This window comes from Pseudomonas sp. Irchel s3f19 (assembly GCF_900187555.1).
GTDB lineage: Bacteria > Pseudomonadota > Gammaproteobacteria > Pseudomonadales > Pseudomonadaceae > Aquipseudomonas > Aquipseudomonas capeferrum.
On the sequence record NZ_FYDW01000007.1, the window covers coordinates 15,925 to 32,381 of the forward strand.

Genomic DNA, 16,457 nt, shown 5'->3' on the forward strand with positions numbered 1-16,457 from the left:
ATGGCCATCGACGCAATTGGCAATGCCCTGAATTCCACTACCTCCGAGCTGAGCCAGAGCCGCCTGGGCCAGGAGGACTTCATCAAGCTGTTCCTCACCGAACTGACTTTCCAGGACCCGCTTGAGCCGATCAACAACCGTGAGTTCCTGGCGCAAATGGCGCAGTTCGCGAACCTCGAACAGACCCGGGTCACCAACGAGAACACCGAGAACCTGGTAACCCTGAACGCTACCGCGCAATCCATCGGCCTGCTCGGGCGGCAGGTGGAGGTAACTACCGAGTCCGGCGAATCGGTAATTGGCGCGGTGACGTCGATTGCTTTTTCGCTATCCGGCCCGGTGCTGAGCATCAAGGACGGCAACGGCAACGTGCTGCCGGACGTACGCATGGCCCAGGTCAAACTGGTGCGAATCTAAGGAGGCATGATGCTGCAAGCATTCTTCAATGGCCTGAGCGGGCTACTGGCGTTCTCCAAGGGCCTGGACAACGTGTCCAATAACGTGTCCAACATGAATACCCCGGCCTATCGCGGCAGCGATACCTTCTTTCGCAGCGTCAACGGCCAGGACGGTCAGGGTTTGGGCGCTGGCATCACCGGCACGCAGGTGCGGACCAAGGCGGGTGACACCCGACAAACCGGCAACGACACCAATGCTGCGATCACCGGTGCCGGCTACTTCGTCCTGCACGACAGCAACCAGCAGCTTTTCTATAGTCGCGCCGGGCAGTTCCAGATCGATAAAGACGGCTATCTGGTGGACTCCGTCAGCCAGTTCCGCGTGCAGGGTGTGGATGCCTCGGGCAAGCGTGGCGACATCAATATCAACGCGCATCGGGCCCTGCCGCCAACAGCTACCACCAAAGTCGAGATGATCGGCACGCTGGCCCGCAGCGGTAGCACCGAGCCGACCCACCAGATCAAGGATATCGTGGTCTATGACGCTTCTGGCTCTGGCCAGAAGCTGACCCTCAAGTTCACCCCGCAAGCCACCTCGGTCTCCGGCAACAGCTGGCAGGTAGATGTCAGCGATGCCCAGGGCACGCTGCTGACCAGCGGCAGCATTGCCTTCGGCATCGATGGCAGCCCCGCAGTCGGCTTCAACACCCTGACGGTACCGCTACCCAGCAACGGTGGCAGCCAGGCCATCGTTCTCGATTTTGGTACGCCGGGCAGCTACAACCTGGCTTCCCAGGTCGCCAGCGGGGCAAGCCATACCCTCACCGCCAGGGTGGTGGACGGCAGCGCAGTGTCCGGCCTGAGCAATTATGCGTTCGATGAAAAAGGTGTGATGAAGCTGACCTATGCCAGCGGCGAAAAGCGCGACGGCAGCCAGCTGGTGCTTGCCGACTTCGACGACAGCGCAGCACTTGTTGCCGGGGAAAACGCCCTGTACCGCAGCCCAGACTACATGCATCCGCAATTCGGCCGCGCCACCGAAGGCCGCTTGGGGCGCATCCAGGGCGGTTACCTGGAGCTGTCCAACGTCGACCTGGCCCAGGAATTCGGCGACATCCTGATCATCCAGCGGGGCTACCAGGCCAGTTCGCGGGTGATGACCGTCTCCAATGAAATGATCGAACAGCTCTACAACGGCACCCGCGGAGGCTGAAACATGAGATTACTAGGTTTTCTGGGCACCAGCCGCCTAGCCATGGCGCGCCAGGTGTTGCCAGAGCAGGTCGAACAGTGGCGTGGGCAATGGTGCTTCTATGGCGGTGAGCGCTGGCATATCCAGTGCCACGCCGAACAGGCACTGGCCAACCATGAACAGGCTGCCGACCTGGCCTGGCAGCGAGCACAAGGTGCCCATGGCGCGCTTTACATAGCAGGTCTGCGGGCCGATAGCTGGAAACGCGCAGTATTCGCCACCCAGGCCGGCAAAGTGCCTGACGACGCCAGTGCCCGCCATGTACTTGCACAGGCGCGCCTGGCCTTGGTCAACACCCTGTTCCAGGGCCTCGGCCAGGCGCCGGTCGAGCAACTGGACGATCAAGCTCCCGATGCGCCCGGCGCAGTCCTCGGCTCCCGTCTCTGGTTGCAGATCGAACTCGCCGATGCAGCACTGCTTTGTCTGGTGGACGCCGCGCTGCTGGAGCCGGCGCTACCGGCCCTGGCAAAGCCTGCCGCACTGACGCCGCGCAAGGACGCTATCGGCGGTGCAAAGATCCGCCTGAACCTGGCTTTGCCCCTGGCAGGGCTGGCTTTGGGCGATATCAACGACCTGAACCCTGGTGATGTGCTACTTGCGCACGCCCGCCTCGATCAACCCCTGACCTTGAGTAGCACACAGGGCGCCCCCCTGGCGACCGGTTACCTGGCTCGCCGCCAGGAATGCCTGGCGCTGCAACTGATTCCCTGAATTCGCGGAGAAAACCAACATGACCACCGTTATCGATGCCATCGAGCTGGAAGAACCCCAGCCCGTCAACAACAGCGCCCTTGCACCGCTCATCAAGCGCGATCTGGGCCTGATCAAGCACGTTCGTGTAGAGCTCAGCGTTGAGCTGGGCACGGCAGAAATGACCGTCGACGAGCTGTTCGCGTTGAAGGCCGGCGATATCGTCAAGCTGCTGCAGCAGGTCAACGAGCCGGCGCGGCTGAGCCTCGATGGCAAAGCCGTAGCCCGCGGCAACCTGGTGGCGGTGGACGACAACTTCGGCCTGCAACTGACGGAAATCCTGTGAGCACAGTGACCGACCAACTCGCAGCGCCACCGCCATTGCCGCTGCGTTACGACGACCCCATCTCGCTGATGCTGATCATCAAGACCCTGGCCATCACCGCCCTGCTGCTGGCGGTGGCCTACGTGGTGCTGCGCTGGTACAGCCGGCGCGGCAACGTGGGCATCGGCGCGCGCAACGAACAGGCGGGGCTGCACTGCATTGCCAACCTGCGCCTGTCGCCGCGCACCCGGGTATTCCTGGTCAAGACCGCCAACGAACAAGTTCTGATTACCGAAACGCCGACCGGCGCGACGGTGACCCGCCTGTCCGGCCCGGCGCCGGCGACGCTTGCTGACTGAGTGCCTGCCATGCCTCTTCCCGATCACCCACCAACCAGCGATTCGTCATGTTCAGCCGCCCCCAACTGATTGCCCTGCTCTGCCTCGTTTCCGGTCCGTCCATGGCTGCTGGCGTCAACGCCCCCTGGGACAGCTTCGCTGCGTCGTCCCTGGGCTCGCCTGTCAGCGTGTTCTCCATGCTCACGCTACTCTCGCTGTTGCCCTTTGGCATGATCGCCCTGACTACCTTCACCCGGAACATCGTGGTGCTGTCCCTGGTGCGCCACGCCCTCGGCTTGCAACAAACGCCGCCGAACATCGTGCTGATCGTGCTGGCCCTGTTCCTTACCCTGTTCGTCATGGCACCGACGCTGGAGAGCACCTACCAGGCCGGGGTCAAGCCATTTCTCGAGCAGCAGGCCACCCTTGAGCAGGCCGCCGTGAAAGGCTGGGTTCCGGTCCGCGACTTCATGGTGCGCCAGACCCACGAATCCGACTTGCGCCTGATTCACGAACTGGCCAAGGCACCGCTGCCGGCCACGGTGGATGAACTCACGCCGGTGCACTTAGTGCCGGCGTTTATGCTTAGTGAACTGAAGATTGCCTTCCAGATCGGCTTCATGATCTTCCTGCCGTTTCTGATCATCGATCTGATCGTCTCCTCGATCCTGATGTCGCTCGGCATGATCATGGTGCCGCCGATCACGCTTTCGCTGCCGCTGAAGATCATGCTGTTTCTGCTGATCGATGGCTGGGGCCTGATAACCCAGACGCTCGTGCGCAGCGTGGTGTGAGCTGTCCATGGACAACCCGCAAGTGCTCAGTGACGAAGAACGCCTGCTCTGGCAGCAATGGCTGTGCCTGCGTGAGGCAGACACCCGCACACGCCTGTTCTTCTTCCATAGCCCCTGGTCGCGCACCGTCGCCGGGTACTACTACAACCGCTATCCGCACCCGCTGGCGCAATGGCACGACTACCTCAGCCTCACCTCCCAAGGGCTGCTGCAGGCCATCGACGGCTTCGACCCACTGCGCCAGGTACGCTTTCGCACCTACGCCGAGCCATTCCTCAAGGGCGCAGTACTCAAGGGGCTGTCTGCCTATATCAAGGATCAGCGCCCAATCGCCCGCGAACGCCTGGAAGGCATCGGCAGCGAGCAGCGGTTCGGCGCCACCGACAGCGATTTCGAGCTGGTGGTCAACAACGCCGTCGACCTCGCTTTCGGCTACTTCCTTGAACTGGGGGTGATCGATGAAGAACCGCCAGACAACAACCCTCTCAGCGCGTATGTCCAGCAAGACAAGGATGAAAGCCTCGGCCTGCTGGTAGAGCGCCTGCCGGAGCGGGAACGGCAGATCATCGTCGGGCATTACTACCAGCAGATGAGCTTTGTGGAGCTGGCGGGATTGCTCGGGGTGGGCAAGGCGCGGGTGTCGCAGTTGCATGGGCAGGCGTTGCGGCGGATCAGGGAGCTATATGAGGAGGTCGGGGGGATAGAGTGGGAGTGGTGAGGTTTGCGGCAGGGAAGTGACGTAAAAAAGCGCACTTCTACTGATGCATCTGCCAACAAACCAGCCACTGGTAACCGACTTTCATCTAGGCAATCTGCTCAACGTACTTATGTACCTTGTCAGCTGTTAGGCGTTTGGGGAATCGAGTCCTACCCCCTGAAGTCGAATCCCGCCGGAGATTGCGTCGTCACGTAATGCGCCAGGTAATTGTCCAGGACGGTTTCTGGATCATCGAGCAGACGATAATCAGCAAAGTTATCGCCCTGGACGTGATAGACCTTCCCATCGCGCTTTTCTTCGTCAAGAAACAGGGCATCGCCCGCATCAGTCAACAGCCAGCAACGCAAATAGTGCTCGGAGTTCGCCTGGATGCTTTTGACGAAATCCCTGATCACGGCCTTCTTCACCCCACGCAACACTCGATAGCGTTCGATTGACAGACGTCCGCTGTAGGAAAACGGGGTGTTGGTCCAATCAATGGACAGATAGGAATCCTCGGTCAGCATGAAAGAATTGAAATAGCGATACAGTTCCTTCCAACGGGGCGGCAGCATCGCACATTTTCTTTCGAACTCTGCCCCCTCTGCTACAAGTGTTTCCGGAATCAAATAGAAGAACAGGTTCAGTGCGCGCCCTTCAGCCGCTAGCGATGCTATCCAAGTACCCTGAAAACGCCTGCACAGCACTATCGGCACCGCGTACTCACTCTTGATCGCCGCCACTGTACGAGGAAAGGCGGCAGCAAAGCCAGGAAACATTTCATCTACGGAGGCGCCTAGTTTATCGATCACCACGCTGCTCAGCCGCTGACGCTGGGCATCACCAACATCGACTGTCCGCGTGCAGACCAGATCATACATAGTCTTATCAAGCATCAAATGCCTCCAGCGTTCAGTTTTAGGAAAGCCTGTATCTGCTTCTCGATTTTCTCCGCCAACAGCATCTGCGTATCCTGTAAATTGCGGATATATGTTGTATTCAGCCCTTGACCACGGTGAGTCTCCCATTTTAGGTTGGCGCCTTTCGAAGCATTGAGCGACTGCGGCAGCGGCTGCAGATTTCCAAGCCCGACACGGTCCTGAATAATGTCAGTCATCTGTGATCGGGTGAGTCTATCGAATCCATCCATTTCAATAATCCTGCTAACCGGGAAAATATGATCAACCGCCAGCACTTGACCAGCAGATGGCGCAATGAACTTGTGTTTTTCCATCGGATCTAGGTAGCCATTGCCCTGAAACCTGTCGCTCATCGCCTTGGTGACCGTGGTAATCCGCTTGCCAAGGCTCGGGATAAAGATCCCGCCGTATACGGTACCGCGTGACATTGGAGGTGGCACGTACACCGAATTACGATAGTAGTTGGCCCCCGCCCGCACCGTCGAGCGCGCTGCATCAGTGGTCGCCCGCAAGGCCAGGCCACCGGCCAGGGTGCTGGTGAGCATGCGCAGGCCATCCTCGGCAATCTGCGCACCCTCGGTTTGCGTCAGGTAGCGATCCGCCGCGCTGGCTGTCCTGTCGAAGACACCCTGTGGGTCATTCAACACCTCGCTGCCCAGGCGGGACAAGCCTTCCAGTGCCTGGTCGCGGAGCTGTGCATCGGTCACCAACCCGGCCATTATCGCCGTGCTGTCGAGCATGTCCAGCGCCGCATTGGAAACCCCGCGTACGGCACGCCAAGACAGCGCTTCTGCCTGGCTGTCGGCAGCTCCGACCCGTGGATCGAGGACAGCGCGCAATGCTGTGCGGGCTTCACCAGACACGTTCAACAGGGTCTTGTAGCTAATGGTGGGGGTGTCCGGTGCAGCCTCATAGGTGATGTCGTTTGCACCAGCGGCGACCCAGGGGTAGTTACCGGCATCGAAATCGAACAGAGGTTCCTGCTGGTCCGGTGTTACCAGGCTTGCCGGCAGTTCCACCACCAGCCCGTCCGCAAGTGACGCAGCCATTGAGCCGTACCGAGCGGCCTGGGTGCGGAAGCTGTCGGCAGCACCGAAGGCGAAGTTGGCCAGGACGTTGCCAAAGGCATCCGCCGCAACCCTGGAGTAATCCGGTTTGTCGCCACCAAACCACTTGTCGTTCATGAACGCATTGGCGTGAGCGGCGACCTGGCCTCTAACGACCATGCCCCCTACACCCGGCTGCACGATCTGCCCACTGACATTGGCCGCCAGCGCCGAGGCCGCCATGCCACCCCAGCTGAAGGTACTGTCCAGGCCGACGATGCGGTTGGCGACCTGGCTGCTGGCGTAGTTGAAGACACCCAGCGCGGTATAACCCAGCGCGTCCTTGCCTTTGACCACGTCGGCGGCGGCCCGTGCCCAGGAGCCGGCCTGGGCGCTGCGGGCCAGGCTCCCCGCACCGGCTGTAATTCCCGCAGTCAAGCCGCTGGCGGCCACCTGCCCCCAGGAAAAGCTGTCGACCGCGCCCATGGCCATGCCGCTCAACTGCGCCGCCGCGCTGCCGGCTGCGGCGCCCACTATCGCGCCGCCAATCATGGCGCCTGTGCTGACCCCGGTAATCGCACCACCGGTCAACGCGGCCGTTCCGACCGCCGCATAACCACCGGCCGCACCCACCGTGGCGGAGGACGCCGAGGCCAGGGCAGCTGCCCCTGCACCGGCGGTATAGACCGCTACCACCACCGCCACTACTACCATCACCACGCTGGCAAGGCCGTTGCACTTCTTTTTCTTCGGCTTGGGTGGCGGCGGGAATACCGGCTTCGGCGTGGTATCGCCAACCACATCACTGGCGTTGTACGGCTTGAAGGTGGTTGCGTCGTTGTGGGTGCTGCTGACCACGTTGGGGATGCGGATACTGTCGCCGACCACCAGTGTCTTGGCCGGGTCGATGCCGTTGGCATCGGCAATCAGGTACCACATTTTCGAATCACCCCAGACCGCCTGGGCGATGCTGGCCAGGGTATCGCCCTGGTTGACCACGTAGTTGCCCGGCGTGCGGCTCGGGTACTCCTCAGAGATAGGGGTCAGGGTATCGGTGATCTGCGCTGCACTGAGATTGCCGTAGTTGGCCAGGGCAGCGCCCTGATAGTAGAGATAACTCTGGTTGCGTTGGCTGTCCGTGCCGACGCGAGTGGTTAGCATACCCTCCTTGTTAGACGTGAAGTTCTGGTTGAGGATCGAGCCGTTGTAGGTCATTACCCACACTGCATTGCCGCGAGCATCGAAGGTGGTCGAGGTCCACCCCGGGGTACTGGATATATTGGTGGTGACCTCGATATTCGTCTCTTTGTAGCTATCGCCGGCCAGGAACTTACGGACGTAGGTACCCCGGTAACTGACGGTAGTGCCGTTGGCCGCATACACGACATAGCGATAAGACGCCTGGTTGCCCGCGGCATCGATCATCCCGGCTTCGCCAAAGTAGTTGGCCTGCGACTTGCGTTCCACGCCGCTGGCGATCTTGTAGACCAGCTGGGCGACCAACTGGCCGTCGCCACGATAGGCGTAGCTGCTGCGCTCCACCGCGACGCCGTTGCTATAGGACATCTGGCTGGAGCGATTCCCCAAGGAGTCGTAGGTGTTCCTGAAGAGCAGTTTCCCGGCATCCGCCACCTGGACGGCCCCGGCAGTGTCGGCACCGGCTGCACGGGTCAGCAGCCCGCTGCTGGCGTCCAGTACCTGCCCCATATCGGTGTAGCGGTATGTATCGCGGGCATAGCGCTCACCACCGCTGATCGAGGTACTCCAGGTTTCGGAGGACAACCGCCTGCCAGCGGTGTCGTAAGTTATTGCATAGCCCTTGGCCTTGCCCGCCAGCTTGCCGGCAACCACCTTGCCATTACTCAGATAACCGCTGCCGATAAGTACCCTGCCCTCCAGGTCGTACTTGTACCAATCGTCGATAACCGTTCTGGCGCCCGACTGGTTGGTCGTATCCATGTAACTGCGACGACGATTTCCAAGCTCGTCGTAGTCATAGCGCAATGCATCGACGCGCGCGGTGCCAACCTGAGATGGCGAGAAAGCTCCGGCAGCCACCGTGCCCGCTGGGCTCTTGACCTCTTTAAGCCGGCCAACCTCATCAAGCTTGTAGCGTGTATCGGCCTGACCGCTGACGGCCGCGAAAGACAAGATCTTGTCTTTGTAATAGGACTGGGAATATTCCCGTACGCGTTGTCCTGCCTGGTCGTATTGGTAGTTTTCGACCGACCACTCAACGCTGTAGATCTGCTCGGTATTTTCATCACGGATACTTTTGAGCAAGCCATTGCCGTAATAATCGAAGGTCTTACGATAGGTGGTTAGATATGAACCCTCGAAATAGACAGGAATGCTGTCCGTCAGCACTTGGCCGAAGGCGTTATACGTATAAGTGGTAACCTGCTTCGACAGATCCGCCCGGGACACCATTCGCCCGTAATCCGCCTCGTTGTAGGTCCACGTCAAACTGTTGCCCAGCCCATCGACTTCCGCCACCTTGCGATTGGCCGCGCTGAACACGTAGGACTTGACAATGTTCGATTCATTACGCGTCGCAACAATGTTGCCGCGCTCGTCAAACAGACTGAAACGGGTATTGCCTGCCACCCCGGCGACGGCACTGGTAAAGTCGGCTTTGACCGTGCCGGTGAGGGTTTCCGTAACCGTGGTAGCGCCTTTGATCTCGCCGTACAGACGGCCTGCCTGGTCGTACTGGTTGGTCAGCAGCACCACCTTCTGCCCGCTGCGTACCACACCGTGGCGGGTGTGCCGGTCCATGGCGTCGTACTCGTCGAAGGTGACCACGCCCACGGCATCGCGGGTACCGACGCGGTTGCCATAGGCGTCCACTGCGTAGGAGCGCACGGCGCCCAGGGCATCGATGTCGCGCACCAGGTCGCCGCCTTGGTTGTACACATGCTGGCGGCTGCGCAACAGGCTACTGCTCGTGACGCCAGTGTAGGGCCCTACGAGGTCGGCCTCCTCCAGCAGGCGCCCCAGAGCGTCGTAGCGTTTTTCGTGAATCAGGCTGGCGCGGTAGCTGGTGCCGTTTTCCCGCAGAATGTCGGTAACCGGCAAGGTCTCGGTCAGCGCCTGGTTGTTGTGATCGTAGCTATAGGTAGTGACCTTGCCGCGGGTATCGGTACGGCTCAGCACATTGCCCCAGCGATCATTGACCAGGCGAATGATCGGTGTAACCCGGGTCAACGTGAGGTTGTTCAGTGTGTCAGCATTGACGTTGGCCTCGAAGGCAGGCAGATGCTGCTCCATGGCTCGGCCGAGCAGGTCGTTGCGGAAAAAGGTGACACGATCGTCCGTCGCGCTGGCCACAATGCCCAACTGGGCACTGCGGCTGGCTTTACCGGTGAGGTCATAGTCGACCTGGGTCACCCCTTGGGCATTCGTCTGCCGGAACGCATTACCGATCCGGTCGTATTCGTAGCGCGCCTTGTAGTTGCCGTTAAGCAACTCGGCCGTGACTTCGCCGAACAGGTTGTAGGTCACCGTGTTGCTGGTGCTTTTCTGCACGCCATTATCGGTGTACCAGTCCGTGGTGCCGACCTGCTGGCCCAGGCGGTCATAGCCGTAGCTGCGGCGCAAGGTCTGGTTATTGTTACGCCAGCCAGTCAGGCTGGTGCTGATCACACGGGTTTCCTCCAGGCGGTGCCCAGCGACATCCACCTTGAATTGCTGCGCGGAACCTGCAGCATCGTACTCCCGGACCAGATGCCCGGCGGCGTCGTACAGGCTGCGTGTGATCTGGGTCAAGCCCACCTGCCCTGCCCCGGCGCTGCGCTGTTCGTAGACCACCTGACCGAAGGCGTTGACCCCATACTGGGTGGTCGGTGCAGCCGAGACCGGTGTCTCGAAAGGGCTGACTGCGCCGGCCTTGGCGGCAGACCGCGCCGGCTCGGTAACCAGCACCACCTGGCCCGCCGCGTTGTACTCGGTGGTGGTCACGTAGCCCCCCGCATCGGTCAGGGTACGCAGGTTGCCAACCCCGTCGTAGGTATTGCGGCTAACGATGACATCGCCCGTGAGTCGGGTCATGGTCGCCCGGGTGGAGCCAGCAGCGAAGCTCTGCCGCCAGTAGGTGACGTTCTCCTGCACAGTCTGCACCAGGCGATCAGCAGCGTTGTAGACGAAACGCTGGCTGCGGTCATTGCCACTGGCCTTGGCCACCGGCATGGCCGTCTCGCTCCAACTGGCCAACGCCGTGGCGTACTCGACCCGGCGGCTGAGATTGCCGTTGCCGTCGTACTCCATGCGGGTGAAAAAACCCAGTGCATCGACGGTACCGATGCGCTGGCCGGCCGAGTTGTAATAATGGACCGTGCTGATCTGCGCCATTACCGAGGCACCGGTGCTGTCGCGCGCCACCAGGGTCTCGCGGATCACTTGGCCAAAGGCGTTGTAGCTGTAGACCCGGGTCGGTGCGACGTTCTTCACGGCTGATGTGGCAGCATTCCCCGTGAAGCTGTAGAGGTTGACGAAATCCTGCTGCACCTCGCTCTTGCGACCGATACGGTCATAGCGGGTGACCAGCGTGCGGTCATTGCCCGCACTGGCCGGCAGTGCCTTGGCGGTAAAGTCGGTAGGCTGCAAATAGCCGATCGCCGGGACCGCAGCAGCCAGTGCAGTGGCATAGCGTCGGGTCAAGGTAACCTGGCCGAAAGCGTTGTATTCGTAAGCCGTTACCCCCTTGAGCGCATCGACCTCGTAGCGCACCCGCCCGAGTACGTCATAGGCCTTGTAGCTGTCGGCGTAGTCGTTGGCCGCAACCCCGCTGTTATTGATCCTCACCCGGTTGCGCACGGCATTGCCAAGGCCGTCGTAGCTCACCTCGGTGGTGACCTGGAATGTATTGGCCGTACCGTCGCTGGCTTGCTGGTATTGCCCTGTAGCCTTGTTGTACCAACCCGGGCTGGTGACACGAACCTGCCGGCTCAGGGCATCGTAGACGTAGCTGCTGGTCCGCGCCTGGCTCAGGTCGTCCAGTGCCGGATCGCTGCTGGCATCAGCACGCAGGCGGCCTTCGCTACGGGTAAGCATATTGCCCAGGCCATCGTAGCTGTAGCGGGTGACCAGCGACGCTGCCAGCCCGCTGACCACGCCGGCGACGTCGACTTTGGTGATCCAGATCGGCGGGGTGATTTCCTCGAACAGGCGACCGAGCTTGTCGTAGCGGTAGTTCCATACCTGGCCATTCTTGTTGGTCAGGCTGATGCGATTGCCAGCAGCATCATAGGTGTACGACTCGCTGAAGCCGGCGGGGTCAATCACGCTTTTAAGGCGCCCAAGGGCGTCATAAGTGTAACGATTGCGGCGGTCCGCAGCCCCGACCAAGGTCGGCTTCAGGGTATTGCTGGCCGCAGGCGCCAACAGCGTCTGCAACGTCGCGGCATCCCGCGCCCCCTGCAGCGCATTACTGTAGCGCAACTCCTGGGCGAGATTACCCGCGGCGTCATAAACACGCTCGCTGACGTAGCCCAACGCGTCCACGGTAAAGCGCAGTTGCCCGGCCTGGTCATGCACGTAGTCGGTAGTGCCCGCGCCAGCATCGGTTCGCCGCGTAACACGACCGGCATGGTCGTACTGATACTGGGTCAACAGGTTCAGGCCTTGCGGATCGACGTGTTCTTCGATACGCCGGCCAAGGTTGTCGAACACATACTGGGTGACCCGCTGGGCCGGGCTGGCGACCGTGCCCAGGCTGACACTGACCACATTGCCGGTGCCGTCGTAGTTGTAACTGGTGCTGAGTTTCTGCCCTGCGGGGTCGACGATACTCTGCTTGAGTTGACCCTTGCGGTCGTAGCGATACTCGGTGGTGCGGGTGGCAGTGGTGCCGGCGTTTTCCACCACGCGCACCTTTCGCCCTGCGCTATCGAACTCGTAGGTGGTGCGCAGGTTCAGGCCATTCGGATCGACGCTCTGCTGCACCACTCGGTTTGCCGCGTCGTAGGACAGGCGCGTGATCACCCCACGCGCGTCCACGCTCTCACTCAGGCGCCCGACCACGTCATAGCGCTTGATGTCGGCTACCTGGCCGAGGGCATTGAGGGTCCGGGTCAGCTGACCATCACGGTTGTATTCATACTGGGTAATCTCGCCATTGCCATTGGCTACCTTGATGGTTTCGCCGTGACGATTCTTCCAGGTGCTGATGCGCGCACCGTCCGGCAAAGTCACGATGATGCTGCGATTGGCGTCGTCATACGCGTAGAGCGTGGACTGGCCCAAGGCATTGATTTCTTTGAGCACCCGGCCGAAGGCATCGTATTCACTGCGTCGGGTACGGTTCAACGGGTCACGGACCACTACGCTGCGCCCGTTGTCCAGGTACTCGGTGCTGCTGACGGCCCCTCCCGCGTCGACGCTGCGGACCAACCGGCCGTAGGCGTCGTAGCTGCTGCTGTCAGCCAGATTCAAGCCACCCACATCGCGCGTCTGGCTAACCTGTTCGCCGCGCAGGTTATAGGCGAAGGCAGTCGTCAGCGTCCGCCCCGAAGCGATGCCGCGGACTTGCCGCAGCAGCTGGCCATACTGGTCGTACTGATGGCTGGTGACGAAGCCCTCGGCGTCCTTGTTGATCAGCAACAGGCCCCGTTTGTCGTACGTGAGGTTGCTGCGCCTGTCGTTGGCGGCGTTGCGGATGGCCGCCACCAGATTATCCAGGGCGAGGAACTCGGGGCCTCCGCTCAGGCTCGCCAGGCTGCCGAGTGCCAGGCGGTTGGCCAATTGCGTGCGCTCGATGACATCGCCGAAGGCGTTATATCGGGTTTCACTGACTTCACCAAGGGCATTGATCACCCGGGTCAGGCGCCCGGCGGCGTCATAGTATGAGAGCGTGCGGTTACCCATGGCATCGCTGACGCTGGCCACCCGCCCTGCACTATCGTAACGCCAGGTCATGCCGTACTGGCTAAAGACTGCGGCGATCTCTTCGTCGCTCATGCCTGCGGTGATCCGCGTAGAGGCTTCACCCAACAGCTTGCCGACGGTCTGACCGAAAACGTCATAGCGGGTACGCTCGCTACGCGCCTCGCTGGTACCCGCGGCGGTGGTTTGCCGGATCAGGCGTCCAGCGACGTCATATTCGAAAAGGGTGACACTACCGTCCGCCGCTGTACGTCGCACCACCCGGCCCAGTGCGTCGTAAGCCGTCGTCTCCACCTGGCTACCGCCTTCGGCCACGGCACTGCGCACCGTGGCAAGACTGCTTGCGGCAGTCAGCGCTGTAGTGTGGGCCTTGGCATAGAGGATGCTTTGCTGAACATTGCCGGCTTCGTCGTAGACAGTCTCGCTGACAAACTGACGCTCATCGACCTTGCCTACCTGGCGCCCCGCACCATCGTAGAAGTACCAGGTGCTAAGGCCCGCGCTACCCGGACGCAGCTCGGCCAGGCCGGCGCCAGCGCGCAAGGTGCTATTGGTCGCGGCCGCATAGCGGATTACCTGCTGCAATTGGCCGGCGGCGTTGTAGCGGTTTTCCCGCAAATAGCCTTCGCCATCCAGTTGCCCGGCCTCGCGCCCGTCGGCGTCGTAGAACGTGCGAATCACACGCTCGCCGGTCTGTTGGCGTACCTGTTGGCCACGCCCGTCGTATGTATAGCTCGTCACCGTGCCAGCAGCATTGATGCTGCTGGCCATACGCCCGCTCTTGTCGTAGGTGAAACGTTCCTGGCGGTCTGTAGAGTTGGTAGCCGGTAGCGCCTGAGCCAGCGTCACCGTTACCGCAGTACCGTTGAACCAGGTGCTGGTGTCGACCAGGGTTGCATAGTGCAGCGCCACGAGACGCTGGTCGTTGGCATTGTAAGTATGACGCGTGACGCTGCCCGCGCCGTCGACCTCGGCGGCGAGCCGGCCCAGCTGGTCGTAAAACCGATAACTGCGTACGCCGCTGGCCTCCTGCTTCATGCTCAGGCGCCCTGCAGCGTCATAGTAATAGCGGGTAGTACGCGACGGGGTGGCAGTGGCAGTTTCCTGGATGGCAATCAGGCGCCCACGGGTGTCGTAGAGTTGGGTCAGGGTCAGGCCGCTTGCCGTGGTCACCGCGATACTGCGCTTGCTGTTGTCGTAGACGGTAGTGCGAGTGCCATCGGCATCCATCTGCACCAGCAGCCGGCCCATGCCATCGTAGGTGGTCGAACCGAGCAGGACTTTGCTGGTCCGTGCACTGCCGCGTACGGCCAGGGTTTGCAGCAACTGGCCGTGGGCACTATGAACATATTCGGTGATCTGCGCAGCGCCATCGACTACCCCGTTGCCGTTAGCGTCGACAGTGGCGTAGAGCACGCGGCGGCTGAGATTGCCACGGTAGTCCCAAGTCATCTCGGTAACATGCGCCCGGGTCTTGTCACGTGCTGCAACCCACGTGACCAGCCCTGCCTCGCTCAGGGTGGCCGCAGGCGCCAGGCTGGCAAGCGGATAGGCGAGGTCGCCATAGGCAATCTCCCGGGTGCGCAGCCCCCGGGCATCGTAGCGGAACTCCACCACATTGCCGGCCGCGCTGACTACGAAACGCAGGCGCTCAGCACTGTCGTAGACATGCCGCGTGACTTGGGCCGAACTGGCAGGCGGCTCGTCCCAGCTACCGCTGGTGACATTCCAGGTCGACGGCAGGCTGTAGCGAATCTCGTTCAGCAACTGGTTGCTTGCGCTGAACAGGCGCGTCACGGTTACGCCCGATGGATCGCGCTCGAGAATGCGGTTGCCACGTTCATCGTAGATATAGGTCAGCACACTGCCGTTGCTATTGACCCTGATGACATTGCCTGCAGCATCGTAGGCGTAGGTGGTCTGGAAGACCTGGCCGTTTTCGGCGGGCGACTGGACAACCGTCAGTTGCCCTTTGGCGTCGTAGACATAACCCCATTCCTGGTCAAGGGCATTGCGTACCGCCGTACGACGGCTGGCCAGGTCATAGCTGAATGCCGTGGTGCCGGACGAATCGGTGACCGTCTTGACCCGATACTCGCTGCCCACCAGCTCATAAGTAAAACTGGACGTGCTGCCGTCGCTCTGGCTGACGCTGGCGATGCGGAAGCTGTTACCGTCATAGGTGTAATTGGTGCTATAGACGTTACCGTCGGCGACGCTGTTGTCGTCGGGTGTCAGGTCGGTCTGGACACGGGTCAGGCGGCCATGGTTGTCATAGCTGTAGTACACCTGGCGGGTCAGTGGCCCGTTGGCCAGGGCACGAGTATCCAGGCGCTCCAGCTTGCCCGCCGTGTTATAGACCATGACCAGCGCCTGGCCCGAGCTGTCGCTGACACTGCTGAGCCTGCCGTTCTGGTAACCATAACTGACGAGTGTACCCTGGCTATCGCGCACCGAGGCCAGTCGGCCCTCACGGTCATAGCGCTCCACGCGTCGGGTGCTGCCGTCGGTCCAGTACCACTCGCTGGTCTTGCTGTCCCACCGGATGAAGTCGTGGGCGCCGTCGCCTTCCGTGGACTGGTAGCTCGTGCCGTTCCAGGCGTAGACCGTCTCATGGCCGTCACCGGTGGTGCGGGTCAGGCTGCTGCCGACGGCCAGCGCCGTGCCGGAGAGCAGCAGACGGCGCTCGCCATCCCAGCGCCAACCATCGCCGTCGGCATCATTCAGTGCACCCAGGGCATTGTAGGTACGGGTATGCAAGAGGTCCTGGCCCAGGCCTGAGAGTTGCTCGTCAGTGAAACGCAGGATCAAGTTGCCAGTGCTGGCATTCACCCAGGCCTTGCCACCGGCCTGGCCCAGGTTACCTTGGCCGAACGCACCTGCGGCCGCGCCGAGGATGTTCAGCGAGGTATTGAACAGCCCCAGCCCATTGCCGGCGACCACTGCAACCATTGTTTCAGTCCTTTTTTTCAGTGGGCCAAGGGCGACCCGAAAATCCTTGCCTGCCTGTGCAGAGCGCCTCTCTGTCTGCGTTATGCGCGGATTTGGGCAAAGGTTTAGGGGGTAAGAAAAAAAAGCTGCCGCAAGTGGCGATATGCCTTTTCGTGCATGACAG

The 16,457-nt window shown here is 61.4% G+C and carries 9 protein-coding genes; 7 read left to right on the forward strand and 2 right to left on the reverse strand.

Annotated elements, in window-relative coordinates; genetic code table 11:
- Genes CKW22_RS17370 through CKW22_RS17400 form a run of 7 tightly spaced genes read left to right on the forward strand, consistent with a single transcriptional unit; the run spans position 1 to position 4,515 of the window.
- Entirely contained in the window at positions 1-417 is a 417-nt protein-coding gene (locus CKW22_RS17370) for a flagellar hook assembly protein FlgD (RefSeq protein ID WP_095064505.1), read from the forward strand.
- Positions 418-426: 9 nt separating this feature from the next.
- Positions 427-1,611, forward strand: coding sequence for a flagellar hook-basal body complex protein (locus CKW22_RS17375; protein WP_095064506.1), 1,185 nt, complete (start codon positions 427-429; stop codon positions 1,609-1,611).
- Between the two features lie 3 nt (positions 1,612-1,614).
- Positions 1,615-2,361, forward strand: coding sequence for a hypothetical protein (locus CKW22_RS17380; RefSeq protein WP_143500747.1), 747 nt, complete (start codon positions 1,615-1,617; stop codon positions 2,359-2,361).
- A gap of 19 nt (positions 2,362-2,380) precedes the next feature.
- On the forward strand, positions 2,381-2,686 hold the full coding sequence (locus CKW22_RS17385; protein ID WP_095064508.1) for a FliM/FliN family flagellar motor switch protein: 306 nt from the start codon (positions 2,381-2,383) through the stop codon (positions 2,684-2,686).
- Positions 2,683-3,024 carry a flagellar biosynthetic protein FliO gene (locus CKW22_RS17390; protein ID WP_256577310.1) on the forward strand — a complete coding sequence of 114 codons (342 nt, stop codon included), beginning with the start codon at positions 2,683-2,685 and terminating at the stop codon, positions 3,022-3,024. Before CKW22_RS17385 ends, CKW22_RS17390 begins: the two co-directional genes overlap by 4 nt.
- 47 nt (positions 3,025-3,071) lie before the next feature.
- Positions 3,072-3,797: a flagellar type III secretion system pore protein FliP gene (fliP, locus tag CKW22_RS17395; protein ID WP_095064509.1), complete on the forward strand. Its 726-nt coding sequence runs from the start codon at positions 3,072-3,074 to the stop codon at positions 3,795-3,797.
- Between the two features lie 7 nt (positions 3,798-3,804).
- On the forward strand, positions 3,805-4,515 hold the full coding sequence (locus CKW22_RS17400) for a sigma-70 family RNA polymerase sigma factor (RefSeq protein WP_095064510.1): 711 nt from the start codon (positions 3,805-3,807) through the stop codon (positions 4,513-4,515).
- A gap of 149 nt (positions 4,516-4,664) precedes the next feature.
- Here CKW22_RS17400 and CKW22_RS17405 read toward each other — a convergent pair whose 3' ends face one another.
- Together CKW22_RS17405 and CKW22_RS17410 are read right to left on the reverse strand one after the other, a co-directional pair.
- Positions 4,665-5,390 carry a hypothetical protein gene (locus CKW22_RS17405; RefSeq protein ID WP_095064511.1) on the reverse strand — a complete coding sequence of 242 codons (726 nt, stop codon included), beginning with the start codon at positions 5,388-5,390 and terminating at the stop codon, positions 4,665-4,667.
- Positions 5,390-16,294, reverse strand: coding sequence for a LysM peptidoglycan-binding domain-containing protein (locus CKW22_RS17410; protein WP_160015195.1), 10,905 nt, complete (start codon positions 16,292-16,294; stop codon positions 5,390-5,392). Before CKW22_RS17410 ends, CKW22_RS17405 begins: the two co-directional genes overlap by 1 nt.
- Between the last annotated feature and the right edge of the window lie 163 nt (positions 16,295-16,457).

Bases quoted from the DNA above. Each gene is read 5' to 3' on its own strand.
- CKW22_RS17380 (WP_143500747.1), top strand. From the start codon at position 1,615: ATGAGATTACTAGGTTTTCTGGGCACCAGCCGCCTAGCCATGGCGCGC.
- CKW22_RS17370 (WP_095064505.1), top strand. From the start codon at position 1: ATGGCCATCGACGCAATTGGCAATGCCCTGAATTCCACTACCTCCGAG.
- CKW22_RS17375 (WP_095064506.1), top strand. From the start codon at position 427: ATGCTGCAAGCATTCTTCAATGGCCTGAGCGGGCTACTGGCGTTCTCC.
- CKW22_RS17385 (WP_095064508.1), top strand. From the start codon at position 2,381: ATGACCACCGTTATCGATGCCATCGAGCTGGAAGAACCCCAGCCCGTC.
- CKW22_RS17410 (WP_160015195.1), bottom strand. From the start codon at position 16,294: ATGGTTGCAGTGGTCGCCGGCAATGGGCTGGGGCTGTTCAATACCTCG.
- CKW22_RS17405 (WP_095064511.1), bottom strand. From the start codon at position 5,390: ATGCTTGATAAGACTATGTATGATCTGGTCTGCACGCGGACAGTCGAT.
- CKW22_RS17400 (WP_095064510.1), top strand. From the start codon at position 3,805: ATGGACAACCCGCAAGTGCTCAGTGACGAAGAACGCCTGCTCTGGCAG.
- fliP (WP_095064509.1), top strand. From the start codon at position 3,072: ATGTTCAGCCGCCCCCAACTGATTGCCCTGCTCTGCCTCGTTTCCGGT.